Raw genomic sequence first — 24,795 nt, 5'->3', positions numbered from 1 at the left:
ATGACCATCTCCCGGCTGTTGATTTTCATGGCCATCCTGCTGATGGGGCTGTTGCCCTGTGCAGCGATGGCTCTGGATGAGCCACATACACTGCGGCTGTTCGGCCATTCAACGCTGGAAAACCCACGTCTGGAACTTGAGGAAAGTGACTGGCGCTGGCTGCGCGAGCAACGGATGTTGGTGATGGGGGTGTCAGCACCTGACTACATACCTTTCGACCGGTCCAACGGAAACGACTTTGAAGGCATTACAGCTGACTATGCGTGGCTGATCAGCCTGATTTTAAACATTCCTATTGAGGTTCGACGCTACGACACTCGTGATGAAGTCATCGAAGCGCTCAAACTCGGTGAGGTGGATTTAGTCGGGTCTGCCAACGGTTACGAAGCGGCCGATAAGGCACTGATACTGTCGCGTTCCTACGCTAGTGATCAACCCGTGCTGGTGACCCGCTCGGGTGACAGTCATTCATTGAGCGCCGACCTGGCTGGAAAGCGCGTCGCGATGCTTTACCACTATATGCAGCCTGACGCTGTCCAGGCCTTTTACCCCCACGCGCAACTGCAGCTGTACGGCTCGACGCACCAGGCTATCGGCGCCTTGGCGTTCGGTCAGGCGGATGTCTACTTGGGCGACGCTATCAGCACCCGCTATCTGATCAACAAGAACCACCTCAATAACGTCCGCATGGCAGATTTTTCCGCACTGGAGGTCAACCCGTTCGGGTTTGCCTTCAACCAGGACAACGAGCGCCTGCTGAATATCATCAACGAAGCGCTGGCCGTTATCCCGGCCAACCAGCAGATGGAGATCCTGCGCCGCTGGAGTGCCGGTGACAGCGGTTTCCTGGCTGCCGACCGTTTGCGTTTGAGTGAGAGTGAGCAGCGTTGGCTGCAGAAGCACCCACGGGTGAAAGTTGCAGTGCTCGATAAGTTCGTGCCGTTGTCTTTTTTTAATGAGCAAAGGCAGTTTGTGGGCTTGAGTGACGAGGTATTGTCGCGCGTCAGCTTGCTTACGGGCTTGAAGTTCGAAGTGGTGCCAGGCAGTTCGCAGCCTCAGCAGATTGAAGAGGTCAGTACCGGCAGAGTGGATATGCTGGCGGTGATCACGCCCAGCGTCGAGCGGTCCGAAAAGCTGCGCTTCACTCGGCCTTATCTGTCCAATCCCTATGTGTTAGTGGCGCGTACCGGTGACGAACGCCTGGTGACGCTGGAGGACATGCCTGGAAAACGCCTGGCATTGCTCGCCGGTAGCACGCTCTCCGTGCAGATTGCCCGGGACTATCCAGGCATCGAGTTTGTCAATGTCGAGAACCCCGAGCAGGCCATGGATCTGGTCGCCAAGGGCAGCGTCGATGCGAACGTTATTTCGCTGATCAGTGCACGCTACATGATTGCGCGCCATTACCGTGATCGCTTGCGTATCACCAGCACCGTCGGTACGGAGCCAGCGCGCATTGCCTTCGGTGTCAATCGCAGCCAACTGGAGCTGTATTCGATCCTCGAAAAGGCGCTGTTATGTATCACGCCTGAAGAAATGGACGAACTGACCAACCGTTGGCGCAGTGAGATCATCATCGAAGACAGCTACTGGATCAGCCATCGCAACGTGATTATCCAAGGGTTTGGCCTGGCCGCGCTGCTGCTGCTGATCACACTGGGCTGGGTGCTCTACCTGCGTAACCTGATTCACAAGCGCACACAGGCCGAACGGGCCCTGAGCGACCAGATGCGGTTCATGAGCGTTCTGATCGACGGCACTCCGCACCCGATTTACGTGCGCGATCGCCAGGGCCGGTTAATGGCCTGTAATAACGCTTACCTCGATGTATTTGGCTTTAAGTTGGAGGACGTGATCGGCAAGACCGTGGTGCAAACCGATACGGGCAACCCGCCCCAGGCGCAGTCGTTCCACGCCGAATACTTGAGCTTGATGGCACGGGGGGAGCCGCAGATCCAGGATCGCGTACTCAAGGTTCCCGATGGCGGTGTGCTAACCATCTACCAGTGGATGCTGCCGTACCGAGATAGCAATAGCCACGTTGTAGGCATGATTGCAGGTTGGGTGGATGTGAGCGAGCGCCAGCGGCTGTTGAGCCAGTTGCAGACAGCCAAGGAGGACGCAGACTCGGCAAACCGTGCCAAGACCACATTCCTCGCGACCATGAGCCATGAGATCCGCACGCCGATGAATGCCGTGATAGGCATGATCGAATTGGCCCAGAAAAACGCCGAGCAGGGCCGCGTCGATCAGGATGCGCTGGAGGTGGCGTCGATGGCATCCCGAAGCATGCTGGAATTGATCGGCGATATTCTAGACATTGCGAAGATAGAATCCGGCCACCTGTCCCTGACCCTCGCGCCGGCCAATCTCCACGAGTTGTTGGCATCTGTGGCGCGTGTGTTTGAGGGGCTGGCGCGGGACAAAGGTTTGCAGCTGCAAGTGGATCTCGATCCGATGATTGACCGCCCGGTGCTCATCGACCCTTTGCGCTTCAAGCAGGTGGTGTCCAATCTGCTGGGGAATGCCATCAAGTTTACCGCCACCGGTCAGGTGCGCCTGGGTGCCCAGTGCGCCCCGGCGTTGGCCGGGGACCACTTGAACCTACGGTTGTATGTCGAAGACACGGGGGTTGGCATCAGTGCTGAAGATCAGCAGCGTTTGTTCAACCCATTTATCCAGGGGAGTAACAACGACCAGTCGGCGCGCAGTGGTTCCGGACTCGGGTTGGCGATCAGTCGCAACCTGTGCGAGATGATGGGCGGTCAACTGCACTTGAGCAGTGTGCTGGGCAAGGGGACGCGGGTGGACGTGACGTTGGCGCTGGCGTTGACCCGCGCAGCACGGGTTTCGACTTCCGTCGCAGGTGTTCCACCGACGCAGGCGTTGAACCTTCTGGTGGTCGACGACTACCCGGCCAACCGTTTGTTACTGACTCGTCAACTGAGCTTCCTTGGGCATCACATCGTCACGGCCGAAGATGGCGCCGAGGGCTTTGCACTGTGGCAGGCCGGGCATTTTGATGGCGTCATCACTGATAGCAATATGCCGGTTATGGACGGTTACACGCTGGCACGTGATATCCGTGCCCAAGAGCGTCAGCGTGGTCTGGTGCCGTGCCTGCTGCTGGGGTTCACCGCCAACGCCCAGCCGGAGGAAACCGAGCGCTGCAGGCAGGCGGGCATGGATGGTTGCCTGTTCAAACCGACCGGCCTTGATGATTTGCGTGCGGCGCTGGCTCCTCGCACCGCAGCAGCCGTGAAGGGTGAGGTCGAGTCGGTGTACGACCTGAGTACGCTGACTGCGCTGACAGGCGGTGACACTGCCGCGCTTAACGAGTTACTGATGCCATTGCTCATCAGTCTTGCAGACGATCGCGTGCTGTTGTCGACGCTGAAAGATCACGCGGATATCGCCAAGTTGCATGACCTGGCTCATCGCGTTAAAGGGGGCGCTCGCATGGTCAAGGCCCACAGTTTGGTCGCCTGTTGCGAAGCCTTGGAAGGGGCGTGTGAAAGACATGACCACCAGGCTTTGGCGCCTGCGATACAGGCGCTGGACGCGGCCATCGATGGTTTGCACCACAGCCTGAGCCAGCACAGCAAGCAGGCTTGACTGAGCTGGATAGCCATTCGGCGGATTTGGGAGAACGCCTACATGGAAGGGTAATAAGCCTGATTTTGTCTTCGGTATATGTCTGGAAAATGGGCCTCGCTCACTGACGAGCACTGCCTGCCCAGGGGTTTGCCATGCCAAACAAAGCACTGACTATCCTGATTGCCGATGAGCAGCACCTGCAACGCCTGTACATCGAGAAAATGCTCAACCAGTTGGGGTATCACCGGATCGTACCGGTGCAGACCTTCGAAGAGGTCCAGCTACTCACTGCTATCCCGGCCCAACCTTTTGACGTGCTGATCATCAGTGCGGGGCTGGCGGTCCACGCTTGCGGGCCCCAACCCCAGGCACATCATGTGCTGGTCTACGATCACCAGGACCTGAGCCTGGATCTGAACACCCCCGCCGATGCAACGCCGGCGGTGCTGGTACGGCTGCCCGGCATGCCGGATAACGTCAACCTCGAACACTTCATGGACATCATCGACCCACCCGCAGCCACCACCGGCCTGCGGGTTTTGCCTTGGCTGCGGGAGTTATCGCGCGCGCCTGTGGCCTAGTCCCACTGTGGCGCGATACCTTTCGGGCTGGTCAGGCGATGGCCGCGCTCCAGTTCGGCAATCTGCGCCATGTCGGCCGCACTCAAGGTCAGTTGCAAGGCCTTGAGGTTGCTTTCCAGGTTGGCACGTTTGGTCGACGATGGGATGACCGCGTAGCCCAGTTGCATGGCCCAGGCCAACGTCACTTGCGCCGGGGTAGCCTGATGGCGCTCGGCGATTTGCTCAATCACCGGGTCTTTGAGCACTTCGCCGTAGGCCAGGGTCATGTATGAGGTGATCTGGATACCGTTAGCGGTGGCAAAATCCACGACCTTGCGATTTTGCAGGTAGGGGTGCATCTCGATCTGGTTGGTGGCGATGTTCTCGGCACCAACGGCGGCAATCGCTTGCTTCATCAGGTCGACGGTGAAGTTGGAGATGCCGATCTGGCGGGTCAGGCCCAGGCGTTTGGCTTCAAGCAGTTGGCCCATGAATTCGGCGACAGGCACCTGGTCTTCCGGCGATGGCCAATGGATCAGGGTGAGGTCCAGATAGTCGGTTTTCAGTTTGCTCAGGCTTTCACGCAGGCTTGGAATCAGCTTGCCTTTGGCGAAATTGGCGATCCAGATTTTGCTGGTTATAAACAGCTCATCGCGCGGTATGCCGCTGTCGACAATGGCTTGTCCGACGTCTGCTTCGTTCTCATAGATCTGCGCGGTGTCGATGACGCGGTAGCCCAGTTCCAGGCCGGTGCTGACCGAATCGATCACCACCTGGCCTTGCAGGCGGAAGGTGCCTAGGCCGAAGGCCGGAACGTTTTGCGTTGGGATAGACATCAGTAACTCCTGAAGGGGTGTAAACAATGGAGTCGAGTATCCGCTCGTCGTTCCTCTGGAAAAACCGCCGAATCCGAAAAGGACTCTTTACCCCAGGTCACGAGTATGGGCGCGTGCCAGGTCGGCATCCAGCGCATCGCTCAACATTTGCGCGCTGGGGGGGGGCAGCAGGGCGCCGAGGGTGAACAGGTCCTGGCGGATATGCCCGAAGTAATCCAGGGAGTGACCGGCGCAGGCTGATTCCCGCAGGTACGATGCCGCCCCCTTATTCGCCAGCCCGGTGCGCGAGGTGATCCCATCGCCGAAGGTACTGGCAAAGCCGCCAACGAAGAGGGCCGGGCGCTGCTCACGGTCACCTTGGGAGGGCCTGAGCATATGTTCGGCTAGGGCGCGCGGATATGTTGCGACCGATTCTGCGCGGGATGCTGGCGTATGGGGGCTATGACGTATTGGCGCCGTTTGTGGCGTGGCACGCTCCGTATATCAGCGCTGAGGCGCACCAGGATTTCCTGCTGGGGTATGAGATACGGCGGCAAGGATTGGCGGATGAGCAGCCCTTGGTGTTTCCGAAACTTGAGCAGTTTGATGAGGCGTTGTACCCACGTCTCTGAACCGAGCATTGATCAAATGTGGGAGCAGGCAAGACAGCTCCCACACATCGATCTTCATCAGTCAGTGATGTTTCGTTGTCCGCGCAACCGCTCCGCCGCACTGCGCAGCAGTTGCTCGGTGCTGCTCCAGCCCAGGCAACCATCGGTCACTGACACGCCGTACTTCATGGACGCGCTCAACGGCTGGCAACCTTCGAACAGATGACTTTCGAGCATCATGCCGATCAGCGCGGTGTCGCCCTGCAGGCGTTGCTCCAGTACGTCGTTGAATACGGCCGGTTGACGCAACGGATCCTTGCCGCTGTTGGCATGGCTGCAGTCGACCATGATCCGCGCCGCCACCTTGGATTTGGCCAAGTCGTGTTTCACCTGCGCCATGCTTTGCGCATCGTAGTTCGGCCCACGGTGACCGCCGCGCAGTACCAGATGAGTATCGGGGTTGCCCGGGGTCTGGATGATCGCCGGGTGGCCCTGGCTGTCGACGCCGAAATGGCGGTGCGGGTGTGAGGCCGAGCGCATCGCGTCAGAGGCTATCGCCACGCCGCCGTCGGTGCCGTTCTTGAAACCCACGGGTATGCCCAGGCCGCTGGCCATTTCGCGGTGGATCTGCGATTCGGTGGTGCGCGCGCCAATCGCGACCCAACTGAGCAGGTCATCGAAGTAGCCGGCGGCCATGGGTTGCAGCAGCTCGGTGGCTACTGGCAGGCCCAGGCGCAGCATTTCGCGCATCAGTTCGCGCGACAGCGTAAGTCCGGCAGCCATGTCATCGCTGCCATCCAAATGAGGGTCGTAGGCCAGGCCTTTCCAGCCGATGGTGGTGCGCGGTTTTTCGACGTAGGCGCGGATCACCAGCAGCATCTGGTCGCTGACTTCAAGCGCGAGCTTCTTCAGGTTGCGCGCGTATTCCATGGCCGCTTCCGGATCATGGATCGAGCACGGGCCGACAATCACCAGCAAACGTGAATCGTCGCCATTGAGGATGCCGCGTACGGCTTGGCGATGGGCATGGACCTGCTCGTTGAGGAACGGGCTGAGCGGCAGCTTGAGCTTTAAATCAAGGGAACTGGGCAGGCGCTGGGTCAGGGCTTCATTGGCGCTGGTCAGGGCAGAGAGGGGCAGGGCGGCAATGGCAGTGTTCATATTCAAGGCTTCCTGGGCAAGCGGCGGGCTATTCCCGCGCGCTCTGCCCTACTGGGGTGTTCGACAATTGGCCGTATCGGCTGCGTGTGTTGGCTTGCCACCAATAGGTGACCGATCGGAGGCGGCAGGCTGTCCCGAACGGAGCTTGCTAAATCGCCATGCAGTGGAAGTGTCGTAGCGGTAATAGGTGGCGTAGTTCATGTCGTGAGTCCTTTAAGTGTTCTTGCAAAATTGATGGAGGCCTGAAAAAACAAAACCCCCGGTCGGGGAGCCGACCGGGGGTTAGATTTCTCTGGTAGGCGACCCCTTGAGTAGTGGGCGCCGATTTCAGGTATCAGGCGCGCCAGTGGCTAAACCAATACCCAAAATAAAAGCATACCGCAGCGCTCGAACCGTTCACACGGGTAGCCGATACCGGGCGCGGGGCGCTGGCAGCATGGCAAACGTGAGTGTGGGTGAGTTGCAACACGGTATGTCTCCAAATGATGGGGGCAGCTTACTAGAGGCACACGGGGGGATTCAATCAGAAATTTCTATCGTGCCGGGGTACTTACTGCTATCGGCCGGGATATGCTTGTAACACTTCGACAATAATTGCTTGGACGCGACCATGACTGCCCTGACCCTTGCTGCGGCTCAATCCATTTCCATTGCGGGTGATGTGCCGGCCAATATCGAACGGCACCTGGCGTTCATGCACGTGGCGGCCGAGCATAACGTGCAATTACTTGTATTTCCCGAGCTTTCGTTGACCGGGTACGAGCCGTCATTGGCTGCCGGTTTGGCGATTACGCCAGATGACCCAGTCCTCGCGCCGCTGCGTGAACTAGCCCGGGCGTTGCGATTAACGGCGGTAGTGGGAATGCCTGTCCGCCTCGCACCCGATGCCGGTGTGTTGATTGGCGCGCTGGTACTGGGCGCGGATGGCTCCCTGGCGCTCTATACCAAGCAGCATTTGCACCCAGGCGAAGAGGTTGCGTTCGTCCCGGGCCAGGGCGGTGCGGCCCTCGAGTGTGAGGATGAGCAGATAGCATTGGCCGTGTGCGCGGACTTCTCACACGCCAGTCATCCGCGCCTGGCGGCAGAGGCGGGCGCCACTGTCTACGCCGCTGGCGTGCTGGTTAGCGAGGGCGGCTACGCAACGGACAGCGCGTTACTCCAGGGCTATGCGGCTGAGCATGGCCTGCTGGTGTTGATGGCCAACCATGGCGGCCCGTCCGGGGGCTATGTTTGCGCCGGTCGCAGCGCCATCTGGGCGGCTGATGGCGGTTTGCTGGCCGCCGCTCCCGGTGTTGGCGACGCGCTGGTGATTGCCCGTCGTGTTGGCGCCGTGTGGGCTGGCCAAGTGGTAGCTCTCTAAATGGCGTTCCACTTACGCGCGGCGACGGACCACGACCTGCCATTCGCGCGGACGTTGACGTTCGAAGCCATGAGCCGCTACTACGTGCAATATGGCTTGGTGTGGTCCAACGATGGCTTTGATGTTGCCTGGGCGGGCCGTGAAAACTGGCTGATCTGCAATGATGACGTCGTGCTGGGCTTTATCAGCCTGAGCCGCGACAGTCGCGCGCTCTATATCCGCGAGTTGCATATGCTCGAGGCGTGTCGCGGGCTGGGCGCGGGCAGTTGGGTGTTGGAGCAGATGGCCGCCAAGGCTCAATTCTTGGGTTTGTTACGCTTGACGGTGTTCAAGAGTAATCCTGCCAGGCAGCTCTATCAGCGCAGCGGGCTGAACATTGTGGGTGAAGATGATTGCTTCTGGCGCATGGAGCGTGCCTGTCAATCGAGCTAATCCCTATGGTCCATTTTAATAAGCGCATACTGGGTACAGGAGGCGACTTTCTTGTTGTCGCTTCAACGTGTCAAACAGGAATGCGTATTCAAATGAGTGGAATTAGTTCGCGTTTGAGACAAGAAAGGGAGCGACTTGGCCTGTCGCAAAAAGTATTTGGTGAAATAGGCGGCGTTGAAGCTAATGCACAGGGTAAGTACGAAAACGGAGGGCGAGCGCCCAAAGCCGACTACTTGTCGCGTGTCGCCGAAAGAGGTGTAGACGTGTTGTACGTGCTGACCGGTGAAACCACGCCCCTGCAACTTGAGAATCTCAGCCAGATTGAAGAAAAAGTGCTGGGTGACTACCGTGCGATGTTCAAGGAAGACCAGGCTGCAATCCGTCGTTTGACGTCTAGCCTTGCCGAGCATTGTGTGGCGCTTAACGGTAAAACCAAGCCGTAGCCCCGGAATTCCTGACCTGTTGCCCAGAAAATTGAGCCGCCCGGCCCACACTGGGCGGCTACTGTGTGCTAACGCTATATATATGACGCTTGCAGCTAGGTCTGCGCCTAGGTTTTTTGCTAAGGTGTTCAGCAACCTATAAGACCATATCGCGAGGTGTCTGCTTGATTAGGGTGCTAGTAGTCGATGACCATGATCTCGTTCGTACAGGCATTACACGAATGCTGGCTGACATCGATGGCCTGCAAGTAGTCGGCCAGGCCGAGTCCGGGGAAGAGTCCCTGATCAAGGCCCGGGAGTTGAAACCCGATGTGGTGCTGATGGACGTCAAGATGCCCGGTATCGGTGGTCTTGGCGCCACGACTAAGTTGTTGCGCAGCCACCCGGACATCAAAGTCGTGGTGGTGACCGTGTGTGAAGAAGACCCGTTCCCGACACGCCTGTTGCAGGCGGGTGCGGCCGGTTACCTGACCAAGGGCGCAGGCCTGGCGGAGATGGTGCAAGCGATTCGCCTGGTATTTGCGGGCCAGCGTTACATCAGTCCGCAGATTGCCCAGCAACTGGCCATCAAATCCTTCCAGCCCACCAGCGACTCGCCCTTTGATGCGCTGTCGGAGCGGGAAATCCAGATCGCCCTGATGATTGTCGGTTGCCAGAAGGTGCAGACGATTTCAGACAAACTGTGCCTGTCGCCCAAGACCGTCAACACCTACCGCTATCGCATTTTCGAGAAGCTCGCCATCAGCAGTGATGTTGAATTGACCCTGCTCGCGGTGCGCCACGGCATGGTGGACGCCAGCGCCTGACATGACCACATTGTTTGATCCAAGTGCTTTCCTCTCGACCTGCAGTGGCCGCCCTGGCGTGTACCGCATGTTCGACAGTGAGGCGCGCCTGCTGTATGTCGGCAAAGCCAAGAACCTGAAGAACCGTCTGGCGAGCTACTTTCGCAAGAGCGGTCTCGCGCCCAAGACCGCTGCACTGGTGGCGCGTATCGCCCAGGTCGAAACCACCATCACCGCTAATGAAACCGAGGCGTTGCTGCTCGAGCAGACGCTGATCAAGGAATGGCGGCCGCCATACAACATTCTGCTGCGTGACGATAAATCCTACCCCTACGTGTATTTATCCGACGGTAATTTCCCACGCCTGAGCATTCATCGTGGCGCGAAGAAGTCGAAGGGTAAGTATTTCGGGCCCTATCCGAGCGCCGGCGCGATCCGCGAAAGCCTTAGCCTGCTGCAAAAGACCTTTTTTGTGCGCCAGTGCGAAGACAGCTTCTACAAGAACCGCACCCGGCCGTGCCTGCAGTACCAGATCAAACGCTGCAAGGCACCCTGTGTGGGCCTGGTTGAACCGGCCGAGTACGCCGAGGATGTGCGCCATTCGGTGATGTTCCTCGAAGGACGCAGTAATGCGCTCACCGACGAACTCTCCAGCGCCATGGAGCAAGCCGCCAGCACCCTGGATTTCGAGAGGGCCGCCGAACTGCGCGACCAGATCTCCCTGCTGCGCCGCGTGCAGGACCAGCAGAGCATGGAAGGCGGCTCCGGCGACGTGGACGTGATCGCAGCCTTCGTCAACCCGGGCGGTGCCTGTGTGCACCTGATCAGCGTGCGTGGCGGGCGGGTGTTGGGCAGTAAGAATTTCTTCCCGCAGACCGGTATCGACGAGGAGGTCGCCGAAGTCATGGCGGCGTTCCTTGGCCAGTACTACGTCAGCAGCCCCGAGCGCGACCTGCCAGCGGAGCTGATCGTCAACGTGGTGCATGAAGACTTCCCCACGCTGATCGAGGCGATCCACGAACTGCGCGGCCGCGAGTTGGACATCAGCCACCGCGTACGCGGCACCCGAGCGCGCTGGCAGCAATTGGCCGTGACCAATGCCGAACAGGCCCTGGGAGCACGCCTGGCCAATCGACAGCATGTCGCAGCACGCTTTGACGCCCTGGCCGAAGTCCTCAACCTGGACGAGCCCCCACAGCGCCTGGAGTGCTACGACATCAGCCACTCCAGCGGCGAGGCCACCGTGGCCTCCTGCGTGGTGTTCGGGCCGGAAGGGCCGATCAAATCCGATTACCGGCGCTACAACATTGAAGGTGTCACCGCTGGCGATGACTATGCAGCCATGCACCAGGCCCTCACGCGGCGGTTCAGCAAGCTGAAGGACGGCGAGGGCAAACTGCCCGATATCCTGCTGGTGGACGGTGGCAAAGGCCAGCTGTCGATGGCTCGCGACGTGCTCAACGAACTGGCCGTGCCCGACCTGATCCTGCTCGGCGTGGCCAAGGGCGCCACACGCAAAGCCGGTTTCGAAACGTTGTACTTGAATGATGCCGCCCACGAGTTCACCTTGAAGGGTGACTCGCCTGCGCTGCATTTGATCCAGCAGATCCGCGACGAAGCCCACCGTTTCGCCATTACCGGCCACCGCGCCCGCCGTGGTAAAACCCGGCGAACGTCAACCCTGGAAGGGGTGGCGGGGGTTGGGCCGACACGGCGTCGCGACTTGCTAAAACATTTTGGTGGCTTGCAGGAGCTGTCCCGTGCCAGCATTGACGAAATAGCCAAAGCACCCGGTATCAGTAAAAAGCTCGCTGAGTTGATTTATGCGAACCTGCATAGCGAATAGAATGCCCTTTCCACCTCGTAGCCAGTTGTGCCGATGAATATCCCTAATCTGATCACCGTTCTACGCGTCCTGCTTATCCCCATTTTCATTCTGTTGTTCTATTTGCCGTACGAATGGAGTCATATGGCCTCCAGCTCGGTGTTTGCGTTTGCCGCCGCCACCGACTGGCTCGATGGCTACCTGGCACGTCGGCTGGAGCAGAGCACGCCGTTCGGCGCGTTCCTCGACCCTGTGGCCGACAAGCTCATGGTGGCCGTCGCCCTGGTCCTACTGGTTCAGGAACACGGCAACCTGTGGCTGACCCTACCGGCCGCGGTGATCATCGGCCGCGAGATCGTGGTGTCGGCCCTACGCGAATGGATGGCAGAAATCGGCGCCCGCGCCCACGTTGCCGTCTCCAACATGGGCAAATGGAAAACCGCTGCGCAGATGCTCGCATTGGTGATTCTGCTGGCCAACCCGTCGGATTTCTCTTTCTGGGTCTTGAGCGGCTACGCCTTGCTGCTCATCGCCGCCGGCCTAACCTTGTGGTCCATGCTCCAGTATCTGCGCGCCGCCTGGCCGCATCTGCGCACCACCATTGAAAAGAAATAAAACTTTTTTGAATCAAGGGGTTGACGGGTTCTGATATTTCTATAGAATGCGCACCACCAAGACGCGGGAATAGCTCAGTTGGTAGAGCACGACCTTGCCAAGGTCGGGGTCGCGAGTTCGAGTCTCGTTTCCCGCTCCACATATTAAGAATGGACCTCTGAAAAGAGGTCCATTTTTTTCGTCCAGAAAAAGTCGTTCTATGACTTTTGCTGCGCACCTCCCTGAAAACACTCCGATCCAGTTCTTATGTGCGCAGTTTTCAGTGCATCAATCCGCGTATCCATCGGCAGCAGAGGTACCACGGCATGGGCTTTGGCAGGCTCTCTGTATCCGGGATCGTCCGGCAGAAGCGTGACCTTGGGCCGCTGCTGGGGGACGTGTCACACCTGCCGCTGCCCTACGACGCGGGAATGCGGTTCAGCGCCGGGCAGGCGCAGCAGGGGCGCAAGACCGTCGATGAGGTGCATGGGATCGGTAGGCATGGGGCATTTCAAAATTTGACCCTGTTGCAGGGGCTTATCAGGACGGCGTAGAGCTTATCCAAGCGTGCAGCAGAATTTGTTTTTTTGGTAAAAAGTTTTATTGACTAAAATATTATATGGGGTAATTATTTCTCTGCATCTGCTTCATGCAGAGTCATCTTCAGGGTTATCCCGATGAGTCATAAAGCCCAATTCTCCCTTGCGACTTCTTACGTCGAGGCCAATGAGTCTTCATTGGCCACTCGCGTGGCCCCGCTGCTGATGCAGGGTTTTCCGGCCGCGCTGGAACACCGGGTAACGTGGAACAACTGGATGCGCGCGCCCTTCAATCAGTGGGGCTTCCGTCATCTGGCGCGACTGCGCCCCAGCATTGATGTGTCGGCGGGGCCAGGGCCTACCGCTCAGCTCCAGGAGGCTCCCCGCGCTCTGGATCAACTGTGTTTCGACAGTGAGAGCGGGCTGGGCATCCGTGTGATCGAGCACCTTGTCGCCAGCCAGACCGACGCCTTTTTGGTGATGCAGGGTGACACGGTGTTGTTCGAGCGTTACTTCAACGGTCAGCACGCCTGTGACCGGCATATCATGTTCTCGGTAACCAAGTCGCTGATCGGTACCTTGGGTGAACAGCTGGTGACGCGCGGTGTGCTCAAGCCCGAGCGGCCGGCCGCTTACTACGTGCCTGAACTGGCGGGCAGCGCGTTTGGCGATGCCACGGTGCGCCAATTGTTCGACATGGCGGTGGGCATCGACTACAGCGAAGTGTATGACGACCCCAATTCAGAAAGCTCGCAGTACGGCTATGCCTGCGGCTTTCAACCGGCACCGGCGCAGTACGCGCAGTTCGAATCGTTGTACCAGTACTTGCCCTCCCTCAAGAAGCGCGGCAGCCACGGTAGGTTTTTCCATTATGTGACGGCCACCACCGAAGCCTTGGCGTGGGTCATGGAGCGTGCCTCGGGCAAGGCGTGCAGTCAGATGCTGGAGGAGGTCTGGGGGCGCCTGGGGTGCGAACGCGACGGCTATTTCCTGGCCGATCCCTGGGGCCGTAACGTGGCCGGAGCGGGCTTCAGCGCCACCTTGAGAGACATGGCGCGTTTCGGTCGCCTGCTGGCCAACAACGGTCGCCACGACGGCGTTGAGCTGCTGTCGCCCGAGACGCTGGCCCGTATCACCGCCGGCGCGGATCCGGCGGTCTACGCGCAAAATGCCGAGTTCTCCCACTGGACGCCCGGTGCGTCCTATCGAAGCCAGTGGTACGTGTTCAACGACCACAGCCAGGCCCTGATGGCCGGGGGTATTCACGGCCAGTACCTGTTCATCGACAAGCCGTCCGGCGTAGTGATCGTCAAGCAATCTTCGCTCACCGATGCGGTCAGCCCGTTCGATACCGACAGCGTGCGCATGCTGCGCGCGATCGCCGCCCACTTGAGCCACTGACCCACGGCAAAAAATAAGAGTTTTGCGTTCTATTCACCTGGCTTGCCCAAGTGTTGGCGGCGCCCTGCGTCGCCATTGACTGCCCTGTAACAACAATAATTCCACAGGAGCTTCTTATGGTATTCAGCAAGCGTTTCTCTCGAGCGCTGTTGGCGGTCGGCTTACCCTTGACCACCCACGTCGCATTCGCGGGCTACACCTTTGAGGACGGCGATCTCAAGGGCGAAGTCAATCTCACGGCAGGCGGGGCGACGTTGTTTACCCGTGGTGTCAACTTCGGCAGCGGCCAGGTCGATGCGCGCAACGGTAAAAACGGCGGCGCCCGGATCAACTGGCAAGAGGTCTACGTAAAACCGGGGGTCAAACTCGAGTATGCGTTGCAACCGGATTTTAGCCTGCTCGCGGGCGGTTCCCTGGTGGCAGCGAGCACCTTCGGCGATGGCGACGCGGGTGGCTTCAGCCGCAGCTCCGATGGCAAGGCCGCAGCCGAAGAACTCTACGGCGGTTTTCGCGCCGGCGAGTGGACGCTCACCGCCGGCCGCCAGAACTACATGATCGGTACGGGGTTCATCGTCATGGACGGTAACCTCGACCAGTACAAGGATGGCGCCTACTGGCTCGGCCCGCGAACCGCCTTCAAGGATTCGGCGATCCTTGCCTGGGATCATGGCGCGCTGAAGTCCCAGGCCTTCACCTTACGCACCGATGATGACTTGGGCGATTTCCGCATGACCGGCGTCAACGTGGATTACAACGTTGATGACCAGGTGACGCTCGGCGCCATGGCCATGAAGGTCAATGCCCTTGGCCCCAGAGGCAGTACGCTCCCGCGCCGCCGGGACGGGATGCAGGTGTACAACCTGCGGGCACTCAACGCCAAGGTGCCCGGTGTACAGGCGCTGACGCTGAATGCCGAGTACGCGCTGGAGCGCGGCAGCGGCGAGGGGGTCGACTACGATGCCAACGCCTGGTATGCCCAGGCCGACTATGCCTTCAACACCTTGCCGCTGACGCCGGTCCTTGGCTACCGCTACGCGAGCTTTTCCGGCGACGACAACCTCACCGACAACCGGCAAAAAGCCTGGGACCCACTGAGCAAAGGCTTCGTCGACTGGAGCACGTGGCTGGTCGGGGACGTGGTCGGCAACTACCTGTTGTTCAACAGCAACGAAAACGTCCAGCAGTTCTCCCTCAAGACCCACCTCAACGAAACCCTGACCCTCGGCGCGATTCACTATCAGTTCTGGCTGGACGAGAAAAACTACATGGGCGCACCGGTCAGTGATCGGCGCTTTGCTGACGAAAGTGTGGTTTTCCTCGACTGGACACCCACGCCGTCGTTCTATACGTCGCTGTCGTACAACTGGGTCAAGCCACTGGCCGCCGCCAAACAGGTGTTCGGCAACGACCAGATGTTCAGTGCGCTGGAACTGTATTTCACCTACCGCTATTAAGTGCTGCGAGCCATCGCGGCCGCGCTGGAGTGTTTTGATCATGAACAGATTTTTGCGTAACACCGTGCTGGGCACTGTCGCCTCGTTGCTCATCAGTGGTGTTTGCCTGGCTGAAGAACGAACCGTACGGATCTACAACTGGATCGAATACCTGCCACCCGAAGTGCTCAAGAGCTTCCAGGAGGAAACCGGCATTCGCCCGATTTACGATGTGTTCGATAGCGTCGAAACCATGGAGTCCAAGCTGCTGACGGGCAACTCCGGGTATGATGTGGTGTTTCCCGGCTCCGCCAACCTGGGACGCTTGATCACGGCCGGTGCCGTGCAGCCGCTGGACCGCAAGCAGTTGCCGAACTGGCAGCACCTGGACCCGCAATTCATGCAAACCCTGGAAACCGCAGGTGACTCAGGCAATCGCTACGCCGCACCTTACCTGTGGGGCACCACGCTGATCGGCTACAACGTCGACAAGGTGCGCAAAGCCCTCGGCCCCGACGTGCAGATGAACAGCTGGGACATCATCTTCAAGGAAGAAAACCTCGCCAAGCTCGCCAGTTGTGGCGTGGGTTTCCTCGACGCCGGCAACGAGATCCTGCCGATTGCCTTGCACTATAAGGGCCTCGATCCTAATAGCCAGAAGCGTGAGGACTATGTGCAAGCCCAGGCCGTGATGATGAAGATTCGCCCTTACGTCAGTTACTTCAACTCGTCGCGCTACGGCATGGACCTGGCCAACGGTGATATCTGTGTGGGCGTGGGTTGGTCCGGCGGTATCGCACTGGCCACACGACTGGCAGATGCCGCTGGCAAGGGCGTCAAGGTCGAGATGGCACTGCCCAAGGAAGGCGCGCCGATGTGGTCGGACGTGATGATGATCCCGGCGAAGGCCCCCGATCTGGCGGAGGCCCATGCGTTCATCAATTACATCCTGCGCCCGGACGTGATTGCGCGCATCAGCAACAAGATCGGCTACCCCAACCCGAACAAGGACGCCACCGCGCTGGTGGCCGCCAGCATCCGTAACGACCCCAACATGTATGTGCCGGACGAAGCGCGCAAGACCCTGTTTGCCCTGGAGCCGATTCCGGCCGCCGTGGAGCGCATCCGTACCCGCACGTGGACCGCCATCAAGAGCAACCGCTGATCAGTGTGGCCCGGTGCGTGCGCGCCGGGCTTGGAGCTTGCCATGACTGAACGGATGGACATTGCCCCGAACTTGCAGCGGGTGCTGACCCTTCGCGTCGCGATAGGGCCAGGTGTGATGCTGGGCGACAGCGTTGAAGGTCTGCGCTGTAACTACCCGATTCTGGGCGGGGATTTCGATGGAGTCGGCATCAGCGGCCAGGTCCTGGCGGGCGGAGAAGATTTTTTTCTTTTGCGCCAGGATGGCATCGGTCAACTGGATGCCCGCTACAGCGTTAGGACCGACGAAGGCGAGGTGATCAACATCCGTAACCGGGGTGTGCTGAGCATGACTGAGGACGGGCGCCAGCTGGAGCGCGATGGTCAGTGGCCGATTCCTGAGACGGAGTACCGCTGCACCTGCACCCCGGTGTTCCAGGTGCCCAGGGGGCGGTTGGACTGGCTCACCCGATCAAGTTTTATCGGCCTGGTGCATTATCCGTGCGCCGACCAGGTGATGATTCGTTGCTATCGCTTTTACTGAGGCCCGACCCCAGAAGCTGTCAGGCCTGCATGCCGTAGAACAGCAGCTCGGTGATACGCCTGACCTGGGTTGAGTGCGCGTCGATATCCGGGTGTTCCTGGTTCACCAGTCTGAACAGTTGCAGGTGCGAGTAGTCATTCAAGAGGAACGCGGCCAACTCCACATCGAGTTGCGGGCGCAGCTTGCCGGCCCGTTGCAATTCCCGAAGCAGTTCGCTGATTTCGGCCCTGAGCGCATCGTTCATGGCCCGATAACCCGCGGGCAGTTCGTTGCTGCCACCGAACAGGATCAGCGGCAGCAGTTCACGCCACAGGCTGGGGTGCATGACTTCCAGGGCATAGCCCGTGAGCAGGCGTTCCAAGTGGCAGAGCGCTTCGACCGGGTCGTCTATTTTGTGGATCAGGCTGCGGGTGTCGGTGATCGCGCGTTGATCGGCGTGGTGCAGGATCTCCAAGATGATTTCCTGCTTGTTGCCGAAGTACTTGAACACCGTCGGCGGCGACACCCCGGCCTGGCTGGCGATCTGTTCGATGGTGGTGTTCTGGAAACCCTGGCGCTCAAACAGTTCGATCGCGGCTTTACTGATAGCTTGCCGGCGCTCGGCTTTCTGACGTTCACGCAGTCCGCTCACAGGAGATCCTTGTCACGAATTAAAAGAGGGGCGCGTGTTGGCCCCAGACCCCTGCAAAATACTTAATTGGGTAAAGCTTTTAAAGCACTCATTGCCATTCAAGGGGTTTGCCGCTGATGCTTCTTCATACGGTAAGCAAATTGAGCCCGGCTGAGCCCCACGAGCCTGGCGGCCGCGGCCAGGTTGCCGGCGCTTTGTTGCAACGCTTCATTGATCAGGCGCGATTCAAGGCCTTCGATGGAAAACCCCTGGTCCAACTGGTCGAGGGTATCCAGCAGCGTCGAGCGGGGCGCCTGCCCGGTATTTGACAGGCTGCCTTGGTCGTTCAGGCCATAGGGCTCGGCGGGCATCGGTTCGTTGCGAAACAGATGCCCCAAGTCAATGGCTTGGCCTTCGTCGCTGGCGATCAGGCCGCGTTCGATGAGGTTTTGCAGCTCGCGCACATTGCCCGCGAAGTCGTAGCGCAGCAATGTCTTCAGGGCGCGCATGGTCAGGCCTGCCGGGGTCCGGGCGTAGTCTTGGCAGAAGCGCGTCAGGAACGCATTGATCAGCAGCGGGATGTCGTCCCGGCGTTCACGCAGCGGGGGCAGGGCGATGGGGTATACGTTCAGCCGGTAGAACAGGTCTTCGCGAAAGCTCCCGTCTGCCACGGCTTTACGCAGGTCGATATTGGTGGCGGCGACCACGCGCACATCCACCTTGATCCCGCGCACCCCGCCGACCCGTTCGATTTCCCGTTCCTGCAAGGCTCGCAGCAACTTGCTTTGCCCGGGCAGGCTGAGGCTGGTGATTTCATCCAGGAACAAGGTGCCACCCTGGGCCCGTTCGAATCGCCCGGGGCGCGAGTGCGTCGCGCCGGTATAGGCGCCGCGTTCGACACCGAAGAGTTCGGCCTCCACGAGGTTATCCGGGATGGCGGCACAATTGAGTGCCACAAACGGGCTGTCATGGCGACGACTGAGCTGGTGCAGCTGGCGCGCAAACATCTCCTTGCCCACGCCGGACTCACCGCTGATCAGCACCGTCGCGGGCGTCAGTGCAACCCTTTGCAGCGCTTGCATCGCCGCGTTGAACGCGGCACTGGCGCCCACCAACGGTTGGGGCTGGCGGGTTCCGCCACTGCTGCCCACGGGGCCTGCGAGCGTGGGGGCGGCAGGGCCGGTGACGGCCTGGGACACATTCAGGTAGCGCAGGTCCTGCTCGACATCACCCCATTGCTCGGCCGTCTTGCCAATCACGCGGCAACGGCGATGGCCCATGCCACGGCATTCCACTTCGCGGAAAATCACCATTTGCCCGAAGAGGCCACTGACGAAGCCGATGGCGTAGCCGGTTTCAGTCCAGCACACCGGGTCCTGGCCGATGCCGTAGGCCCCTACATGTTCATCGGCTTCGCACGAGTGGTGCCAGAGAAATTCCCCTTCATAGAACCCTGAGTCGGCATCGAACTTGAAGTGCAGCGGTTCGACCTTGGTCATGCCTTCCAGGGTGTGCAGGTGTGTGCCGGCGCGAAACACAGCGGCGGCATCGGCCTGCGGCCAACGCTCGCGGATCAAGCGCGCATCCCGGGCGCCGGAGGCATAACCGGTGCGGGTGAACAGACCCCGAGCCTGGTCCAGTCCCAGGCGCTCGATGACCTCGGCGCGCAGGGCGCCGAACGACGAACTGTGCAGCAACAACATGCGTTGATCGTTGAGCCAGATGCGCCCATCTTCAGGGGAAAAGAACAGGCAGTCGGCCAGTTCCGCCGTGGTGGGCGAGCTGCTGTCACTGAGTTGGCGACTGTCGCCACGCGGAGGGTAGGGCGCGGTGGCCACCCGCTCGTCGCGTAGCGCGCTGTGGGGATTAGTCATTGTTATGCCCCTGCAAAGCGAGTGATCGATATGAGCAATTGCTCAGATAGTTATAAAACATAACCTTATCAATTGAACAAGTGGCAGAACCCGGGTTTTTTGTGGGCGATCGCCCCAGGCGTGTGAACGCTTCGTGGCAGGCCTCGACCCAGAGCCTTCGCCGGTTTATATGCGCGTCGTTGCGTGCAAGCGGCACAGCCTTTGCTCAACGCTTGATGCGGCGTTTGCACCTTGTGCAGACGATGACAATTACAAGAACCGGGAGTTGCCAATGTCAGTGTCTGAAACCACCCCCTTTCTACAGCGGGCCATCGCGTCCGCATGCCTGTTCAACGGCGATTGGATTCCCGCTTCGGGATCTGTGATTGACGTGATTGAACCCGCCACCGGCGAACCCCTGATGCGCTGCGCCATGGCCAACCCGGCCGACATCGCCATCGCCTGCCGCAGCGCGGCCCTGGCGCAGCCGGCCTGGGCTGCACTCGGCCCACGGGAACGCGCCGAGGTGTTTCGCAGGGCGGCGGACCTGGCCCAGCGGTCCTTCGCCGAACTGGCGCTGTACGTCGCCCGGGAAACCGGGGGCGCGTTATTCAAGGGCGAACACGAAGTGCGCGAAGCGATTGTGCTGCTGCATCAGGCGGCGGGGCTGTTGTCCCAACCTTACGGGGTGGTGCTGCCCAGTGCAGCAGGCCGACTGTCCTATGCCCGGCGCCAGCCCCACGGCGTGGTCGGGGTGATTTCACCGTTCAACTTTCCGCTGGTGCTGTCGCTGCGTTCAGTGGCCCCGGCGCTGGCGGCGGGCAATGCAGTGGTGCTCAAACCCGACCCGCAGACCCCGGTCAGCGGAGGGTTTCTCATTGCCCGGCTGTTCGAAGAGGCGGGCTTGCCCAAGGGCCTGTTGCAGGTGTTGCCCGGCGCGGCGCCGGCGGGGGAAGCGCTGTGCCGCGATCCTAATGTGCGGATGATTGCGTTCACCGGGTCCACTGCGGCGGGGCGCAAAGTTGCTGAAGTGGCCGGGCGACAGCTGAAAAAAGTCGCGCTGGAACTGGGCGGCAAAAACCCGCTGATCATTCTCGAAGACGCCGACCTCGATCTGGCCGCGAGCAATGCTGCGTGGGGCGCCTGGCTGCATCAGGGGCAAATTTGCATGGCGACCGGGCTGATTCTCGTGCATGAATCCATCGCCGAAAGCCTCACCCGCAAGCTGGTGGACAAGGCCCGGGCGCTCACCGTGGGCAACGCCGCCCGGGGTGAAGCGGCGCTCGGCCCGTTGATCAACCAACGGCAATTGCAGCGCGTGCACGAGATCGTCAGCGACAGCCTGCAGGCCGGTGCACGGCTGGAGGCGGGTGGCGACTATGACCGGTTGTTCTACCAGCCCACCGTGCTCAGTGGCGTGCGCCCGGGCATGCGCGCCTTTGAGGAAGAGATGTTCGGCCCCGTGGCCACGGTGGTCAGCTTTACCACCGACGAGGAGGCTATCGAACTGGCCAACCGCACGGAGTACGGCCTCTCGGCCGCCATCATCTCGCCCTCGGTCGGGCGCGCCATGGCCATCGGCGAGCGGCTGGACTGCGGCCTGCTGCACATCAACGACCAGACCGTGGCCGACGAATGCATCAACCCGTTCGGCGGGCGCGGTGCCTCCGGCAATGGCGGCAGCGTCGGCGGGCCGGCCGACTGGGACGAGTACAGCCAGTGGCAGTGGGTCACGGTGAAAAATACTCCGCCCGTCTATCCGTTCTGAGCCGTGGTCGTTCTGAGCCCTGGCTCATCGATTTGATACACCCACGCCTATACAAAAATAAGAGGGCTTGAACATGAACCTGCACAACAAAACCCTGATTGTCACCGGCGTCGCCTCAGGCATTGGCGCCGAACTGGCGCGGCTCGCGCGCTTCCAGGGCGCTACGGTGATCGGTGTTGATCGCCATGAACCGCAACTGACCCTGGATGGCTTCTTCCAGGCTGACCTGGGTGACCCTGCCAGCATTGATGCACTGGTGGCGCGCCTGCCATCGCGGGTCGACGGGCTGTGTAACATCGCCGGGGTGCCCGGTACGGCGCCCGTGCAAGCGGTGGCCACGGTCAATTACCTGGGGCTGCGGCACCTGACTCAATCGTTGCTGCCACGCATGCCGGCGGGCGGCAGCATCGTCAATGTTGCCTCGGTGCTCGGCGCGCAATGGCCGCAACGGCTGGCGCTGCACAAGGCCCTGGCCGAGACGCCCAGCTTCGAGGCCGGGCAGCAGTGGCTGGCGGCCAATCCGGTGGAGCCGGCCAGCTGTTATCAGTACTTCAAGGAAGCGCTGATCGTGTGGAGCTTCCAACAATCCCAGGGCTGGTTTCGCGATCACTCGGTGCGTATCAACTGCGTGGCGCCGGGGCCGGTGTTTACTCCGATTCTCGGCGATTTCGTCAGCATGCTCGGGCCGCAGCGGGTGGCCGAGGACAGCCAGCGCATGACCCGTCCAGCCCTGGCCGATGAAGTGGCGGCGGTGATTGCCTTCCTCTGCTCGGACGCCGCGCGCTGGGTCAGCGGGGTCAATCTGCCGGTGGACGGCGGGTTGGCGGCGACCTACGTGTAGGGGTTGCAACAGCGGTAAACCCCGGCGCGGATCCACCGTGCCGGGGGTCTTGAACAACAACAAAAATACAGGACATACAAGATGCTCAAGCCTATCTTGCGGACGGTTGCGGCCACGACTTTTGTCGCACTGTCACCGATTGCACACGCTTACGACCTGCCCGGACTCAACCTCGGCAGCACCAGTTTCTACGACGGCTCACCGGCCCCGGCCGGCCCGGGCTGGTACCTGGAGGAATACCTGACGTACTCCCGGGCCAGCCGCTTCAATGATGCCAACGGCAACAAGCTGGCGCTGCCCAAGCAGGACGTGGAAGTGGTGGCGCCTACCACGCAGATCATCTACGTCGGCCAACCCCTGGCCAATGGCGCGATGCCCGGATTCACCCTGATCAACACCTCGCTGGCCCATGTGAATGTCGACGATGGGTTGAACAATGCGGCGCTGAGTTCCCGTGCTGGCTTCGGTGACCTGACTGTCGGTGCCTTCCTGCAACTGCCAACCCTGAACCGCGCTGATGGCAGCCCGCTGTTGACCCAGCGTGTCGAGGCTGATGTCTCGATCCCGGTGGGGGCCTATGACCGCAATCGCTCGATCAACCCCGGCAGCAACTTCTGGTCATTCAACCCGTATTACGCGGCGACGTACTGGTTCAGCCCGAAATGGTCGGCGAGCGGGCGCTTCATGTACCTGTGGAATGGCAAGAATGATGATCCGCAGGCAGGCTTTGGGGATGTTTCCGATACCCAGGCCGGCCAGGCATTGCATGCCAACCTGACGCTGCAATATGCCTTGAGCCAGCAACTGAGCGTGGGGGTCAACGGCTATTGGTTGAAGCAAATCACCGACACCCAGGTCGATGGACACGCCGTGAGCGGGCGCCGGGAGAAGGTCTGGGCCATTGGCCCAGGCCTGATCTATGCGTTCAGCAAGGAAGATGTGCTATCGGTAAACGCTTACTTTGAACAGCAGGCGGAAAACCGCACCGAGGGCAACAAACTGGTGCTCAATTGGCTGCATAAGTTCTAGTTGGCGCCTTACGCACCATCACGCTGATGATGGTCAGTGCGGCAATCACCACCCCGGGGGACGTCGCCAGCAGTACCCCCGCGGTGCCGGCGCCGGCGGCGAGGAGTTGCCCGGCCGCCAGGGGGCCGGCCACCGAACCCAGGCGGCCAACGGCCACGGCGGCACCGACGCCGGTGGCACGCACCGACGTGGGGTAGGAGGGCGGTGCCGAGGCGTACAGCACCAACTGCGCAGCCATCACGAACAAGCCGGCGGCAAAGCCGGCGATGGCCATGGGCACGATGCCCACCGACAACCCCACCCCGGCCAGCGCCGCCAGCAACCCGGCATACACCGACAGCACCACTTTGAGGGCATTGCAGCGGTCCAGCAACACGCCGCCGAGCAGCGAACCCAGGGCGCCGCCGATATTGAAGAGCATCTGCACCATGCCCGCCTGGGGTTTGCTGAAACCCTGTTCCAGCAACAGCGACGGCAGCCAGTTAAGCAGCATGTACATCACGGTCAGGGTGAAGAAGTAGCTGAGCCACAAGGCCAGTGTGGTGCGGGCGCGGCCTTCGCCGAACAGCGCCTGGCCGGTGGAGGGGCGGGCGCCGTGCGTGTGGTCGAGTTGTTGGCGAAAGGCGCTGGATTCAGGCAGCAGCAGGATCATCAACGGCACGGCCAGCAAGGGCGCCAGGCCGCCGATGATAAACGTGGTCTGCCAGTGCTCACTGGAAAACATCGCCACTACCGCGGCCAATGCTCCCCCCAGCGGCACCCCGCAGTACATCACGCTGATGGCCGTGCCACGGTTGCGCTCGGTCACCGCTTCGGCGCACAGGGCGATCAGGTTGGGCAACGCGGCGCCCAGGCCCAGGCCGGTGAGGAAACGCACCAGCAACAAGCTTGAGTAGCTGTCGACAAAGGCGGTGCTCAGGGAAAACAGCCCGAACAGCAGCACCGCGCTGACCAGGATTTTCTTGCGCCCGATCCGGTCGGCAACCCAGCCGCCGAAGAACGCCCCCGGCAGCAGCCCGATGATTCCGACGCTGAACACCCAGCCGAGCATCTTCGGATCCAGGGCGAAGGTTTGACGTAACCCCGCGGCGGCGGTGCCGGCGGCTTGCAGATCGAACCCTTCGATCAGCGCAACGATAAAGCACAACGCAATAGTCAGCGTCGAACGACGCGATGGACTGTTCATGGCAAACCTCATTGTTGTTTTTGTTGTGGTGGCGAGCTTGAGTGGCTGCTGGATATTAAGATAACAAATATAACTAAAAAATGAATCGTGGAATAAAGTCCGCAAAAAAACAAAATAAAGTCATTAAATTCAATCAATTGAGATGTCGATATGGGCTTGGCCAAAAAATAGATAGTTTTATTAATGTTCGATTATCGGTCATATGCAGTTGACGAGTGCCGCCGGCTGTTTCCATTCTTGGCTCGCGAGGCTGACAAGGCCGAGC

The 24,795-nt window shown here is 60.4% G+C and carries 20 protein-coding genes, 1 tRNA gene and 2 pseudogenes; 17 read left to right on the top strand and 6 right to left on the bottom strand.

Annotated features, from left to right (window positions below; genetic code table 11):
- Nucleotides 1–3,615, top strand: coding sequence for a transporter substrate-binding domain-containing protein (locus AACY36_RS16035; RefSeq protein ID WP_339419487.1), 3,615 nt, complete (start codon nucleotides 1–3; stop codon nucleotides 3,613–3,615).
- A 134-nt stretch (nucleotides 3,616–3,749) separates the two neighbouring features.
- Nucleotides 3,750–4,178: a chemotaxis protein CheY gene (locus tag AACY36_RS16030; protein WP_339428068.1), complete on the top strand. Its 429-nt coding sequence runs from the start codon at nucleotides 3,750–3,752 to the stop codon at nucleotides 4,176–4,178.
- On the opposite strand, the gene dkgB is transcribed toward AACY36_RS16030, so the two are convergent.
- Together dkgB and AACY36_RS16020 are read right to left on the bottom strand one after the other, a co-directional pair.
- Nucleotides 4,175–4,993 (bottom strand): 2,5-didehydrogluconate reductase DkgB, encoded by an 819-nt coding sequence (gene dkgB, locus AACY36_RS16025; protein WP_339419483.1) that lies wholly within the window; start codon nucleotides 4,991–4,993, stop codon nucleotides 4,175–4,177. The genes AACY36_RS16030 and dkgB overlap by 4 nt on opposite strands.
- Before the next feature lie 108 nt (nucleotides 4,994–5,101).
- Nucleotides 5,102–5,338, bottom strand: a pseudogene (locus tag AACY36_RS16020) (ABC transporter substrate-binding protein); the annotation flags it as partial.
- Between AACY36_RS16020 and AACY36_RS16015 the strand changes: the two are divergent.
- Nucleotides 5,330–5,604, top strand: a pseudogene (locus AACY36_RS16015) (NAD(P)H-dependent oxidoreductase); the annotation flags it as partial. The pseudogenes AACY36_RS16020 and AACY36_RS16015 overlap by 9 nt on opposite strands.
- A 57-nt stretch (nucleotides 5,605–5,661) precedes the next feature.
- Here the strand turns inward: AACY36_RS16015 and AACY36_RS16010 are convergent.
- Nucleotides 5,662–6,744 (bottom strand): 3-deoxy-7-phosphoheptulonate synthase, encoded by a 1,083-nt coding sequence (locus AACY36_RS16010; protein WP_339419481.1) that lies wholly within the window; start codon nucleotides 6,742–6,744, stop codon nucleotides 5,662–5,664.
- A gap of 610 nt (nucleotides 6,745–7,354) precedes the next feature.
- Here AACY36_RS16010 and AACY36_RS16005 point away from each other — a divergent pair.
- The 11 genes from AACY36_RS16005 to AACY36_RS15950 all read left to right on the top strand — a co-directional run bounded on the left by AACY36_RS16005 (nucleotide 7,355) and on the right by AACY36_RS15950 (nucleotide 17,243).
- Complete coding sequence (locus AACY36_RS16005) at nucleotides 7,355–8,104, top strand: carbon-nitrogen hydrolase family protein (protein ID WP_339419479.1); 750 nt, start codon at nucleotides 7,355–7,357, stop codon at nucleotides 8,102–8,104.
- Nucleotides 8,105–8,536 carry a GNAT family N-acetyltransferase gene (locus tag AACY36_RS16000; RefSeq protein WP_339419477.1) on the top strand — a complete coding sequence of 144 codons (432 nt, stop codon included), beginning with the start codon at nucleotides 8,105–8,107 and terminating at the stop codon, nucleotides 8,534–8,536. It begins immediately after the preceding gene.
- A gap of 92 nt (nucleotides 8,537–8,628) precedes the next feature.
- Nucleotides 8,629–8,979, top strand: a complete 351-nt coding sequence (locus AACY36_RS15995) for a helix-turn-helix domain-containing protein (RefSeq protein WP_339419476.1) — start codon at nucleotides 8,629–8,631, stop codon at nucleotides 8,977–8,979.
- Between the two features lie 164 nt (nucleotides 8,980–9,143).
- Complete coding sequence (gacA, locus tag AACY36_RS15990) at nucleotides 9,144–9,785, top strand: response regulator transcription factor GacA (RefSeq protein ID WP_003190387.1); 642 nt, start codon at nucleotides 9,144–9,146, stop codon at nucleotides 9,783–9,785.
- Nucleotide 9,786: 1 nt separating this feature from the next.
- Entirely contained in the window at nucleotides 9,787–11,610 is a 1,824-nt protein-coding gene (gene uvrC, locus AACY36_RS15985) for an excinuclease ABC subunit UvrC (protein ID WP_339428067.1), read from the top strand.
- A 33-nt stretch (nucleotides 11,611–11,643) separates the two neighbouring features.
- Nucleotides 11,644–12,204 (top strand): CDP-diacylglycerol--glycerol-3-phosphate 3-phosphatidyltransferase, encoded by a 561-nt coding sequence (gene pgsA, locus AACY36_RS15980; protein ID WP_339419471.1) that lies wholly within the window; start codon nucleotides 11,644–11,646, stop codon nucleotides 12,202–12,204.
- A gap of 63 nt (nucleotides 12,205–12,267) precedes the next feature.
- A tRNA-Gly gene (locus tag AACY36_RS15975) sits at nucleotides 12,268–12,343 on the top strand.
- A gap of 517 nt (nucleotides 12,344–12,860) precedes the next feature.
- Nucleotides 12,861–14,123 (top strand): serine hydrolase domain-containing protein, encoded by a 1,263-nt coding sequence (locus tag AACY36_RS15965; RefSeq protein WP_339419469.1) that lies wholly within the window; start codon nucleotides 12,861–12,863, stop codon nucleotides 14,121–14,123.
- 116 nt (nucleotides 14,124–14,239) lie between these two features.
- Nucleotides 14,240–15,577 carry an alginate export family protein gene (locus tag AACY36_RS15960; RefSeq protein WP_339419467.1) on the top strand — a complete coding sequence of 446 codons (1,338 nt, stop codon included), beginning with the start codon at nucleotides 14,240–14,242 and terminating at the stop codon, nucleotides 15,575–15,577.
- Between the two features lie 40 nt (nucleotides 15,578–15,617).
- Nucleotides 15,618–16,721, top strand: coding sequence for a polyamine ABC transporter substrate-binding protein (locus tag AACY36_RS15955; protein ID WP_339419465.1), 1,104 nt, complete (start codon nucleotides 15,618–15,620; stop codon nucleotides 16,719–16,721).
- Between the two features lie 42 nt (nucleotides 16,722–16,763).
- Nucleotides 16,764–17,243: a DUF3237 domain-containing protein gene (locus tag AACY36_RS15950; RefSeq protein WP_339419464.1), complete on the top strand. Its 480-nt coding sequence runs from the start codon at nucleotides 16,764–16,766 to the stop codon at nucleotides 17,241–17,243.
- A gap of 19 nt (nucleotides 17,244–17,262) precedes the next feature.
- Here the strand turns inward: AACY36_RS15950 and AACY36_RS15945 are convergent, their stop codons facing one another.
- Both AACY36_RS15945 and AACY36_RS15940 read right to left on the bottom strand, forming a co-directional pair.
- Entirely contained in the window at nucleotides 17,263–17,874 is a 612-nt protein-coding gene (locus AACY36_RS15945; RefSeq protein WP_339419463.1) for a TetR/AcrR family transcriptional regulator, read from the bottom strand.
- Between the two features lie 98 nt (nucleotides 17,875–17,972).
- The gene (locus AACY36_RS15940; RefSeq protein WP_339419462.1) at nucleotides 17,973–19,727 is read right to left on the bottom strand and encodes a sigma 54-interacting transcriptional regulator; all 1,755 of its coding nucleotides are present in this window, start codon (nucleotides 19,725–19,727) and stop codon (nucleotides 17,973–17,975) included.
- A 271-nt stretch (nucleotides 19,728–19,998) separates the two neighbouring features.
- Here AACY36_RS15940 and AACY36_RS15935 point away from each other — a divergent pair, with 271 nt between their 5' ends.
- The 3 genes from AACY36_RS15935 (at nucleotide 19,999) to AACY36_RS15925 (ending at nucleotide 23,344) form a co-directional block, all read left to right on the top strand.
- Nucleotides 19,999–21,474: a benzaldehyde dehydrogenase gene (locus AACY36_RS15935; protein ID WP_339419460.1), complete on the top strand. Its 1,476-nt coding sequence runs from the start codon at nucleotides 19,999–20,001 to the stop codon at nucleotides 21,472–21,474.
- A gap of 73 nt (nucleotides 21,475–21,547) precedes the next feature.
- Nucleotides 21,548–22,315, top strand: coding sequence for a coniferyl-alcohol dehydrogenase (locus tag AACY36_RS15930; protein WP_339419458.1), 768 nt, complete (start codon nucleotides 21,548–21,550; stop codon nucleotides 22,313–22,315).
- 81 nt (nucleotides 22,316–22,396) lie between these two features.
- Nucleotides 22,397–23,344, top strand: a complete 948-nt coding sequence (locus AACY36_RS15925; RefSeq protein ID WP_339428065.1) for a SphA family protein — start codon at nucleotides 22,397–22,399, stop codon at nucleotides 23,342–23,344.
- On the opposite strand, the gene mhpT is transcribed toward AACY36_RS15925, so the two are convergent.
- Nucleotides 23,322–24,530: a 3-(3-hydroxy-phenyl)propionate transporter MhpT gene (gene mhpT / locus AACY36_RS15920; protein ID WP_339419456.1), complete on the bottom strand. Its 1,209-nt coding sequence runs from the start codon at nucleotides 24,528–24,530 to the stop codon at nucleotides 23,322–23,324. The two genes, AACY36_RS15925 and mhpT, sit on opposite strands and share 23 nt — an antisense overlap.
- Between the last annotated feature and the right edge of the window lie 265 nt (nucleotides 24,531–24,795).

Origin of the sequence: Pseudomonas sp. EA_15y_Pfl1_P101 (genome assembly GCF_963970835.1) — a bacterium.
GTDB lineage: Bacteria > Pseudomonadota > Gammaproteobacteria > Pseudomonadales > Pseudomonadaceae > Aquipseudomonas > Aquipseudomonas tritici.
The sequence above is the reverse complement of the archived record's forward strand: the minus strand, read 5'-3'. Positions and strand labels throughout refer to the sequence as shown.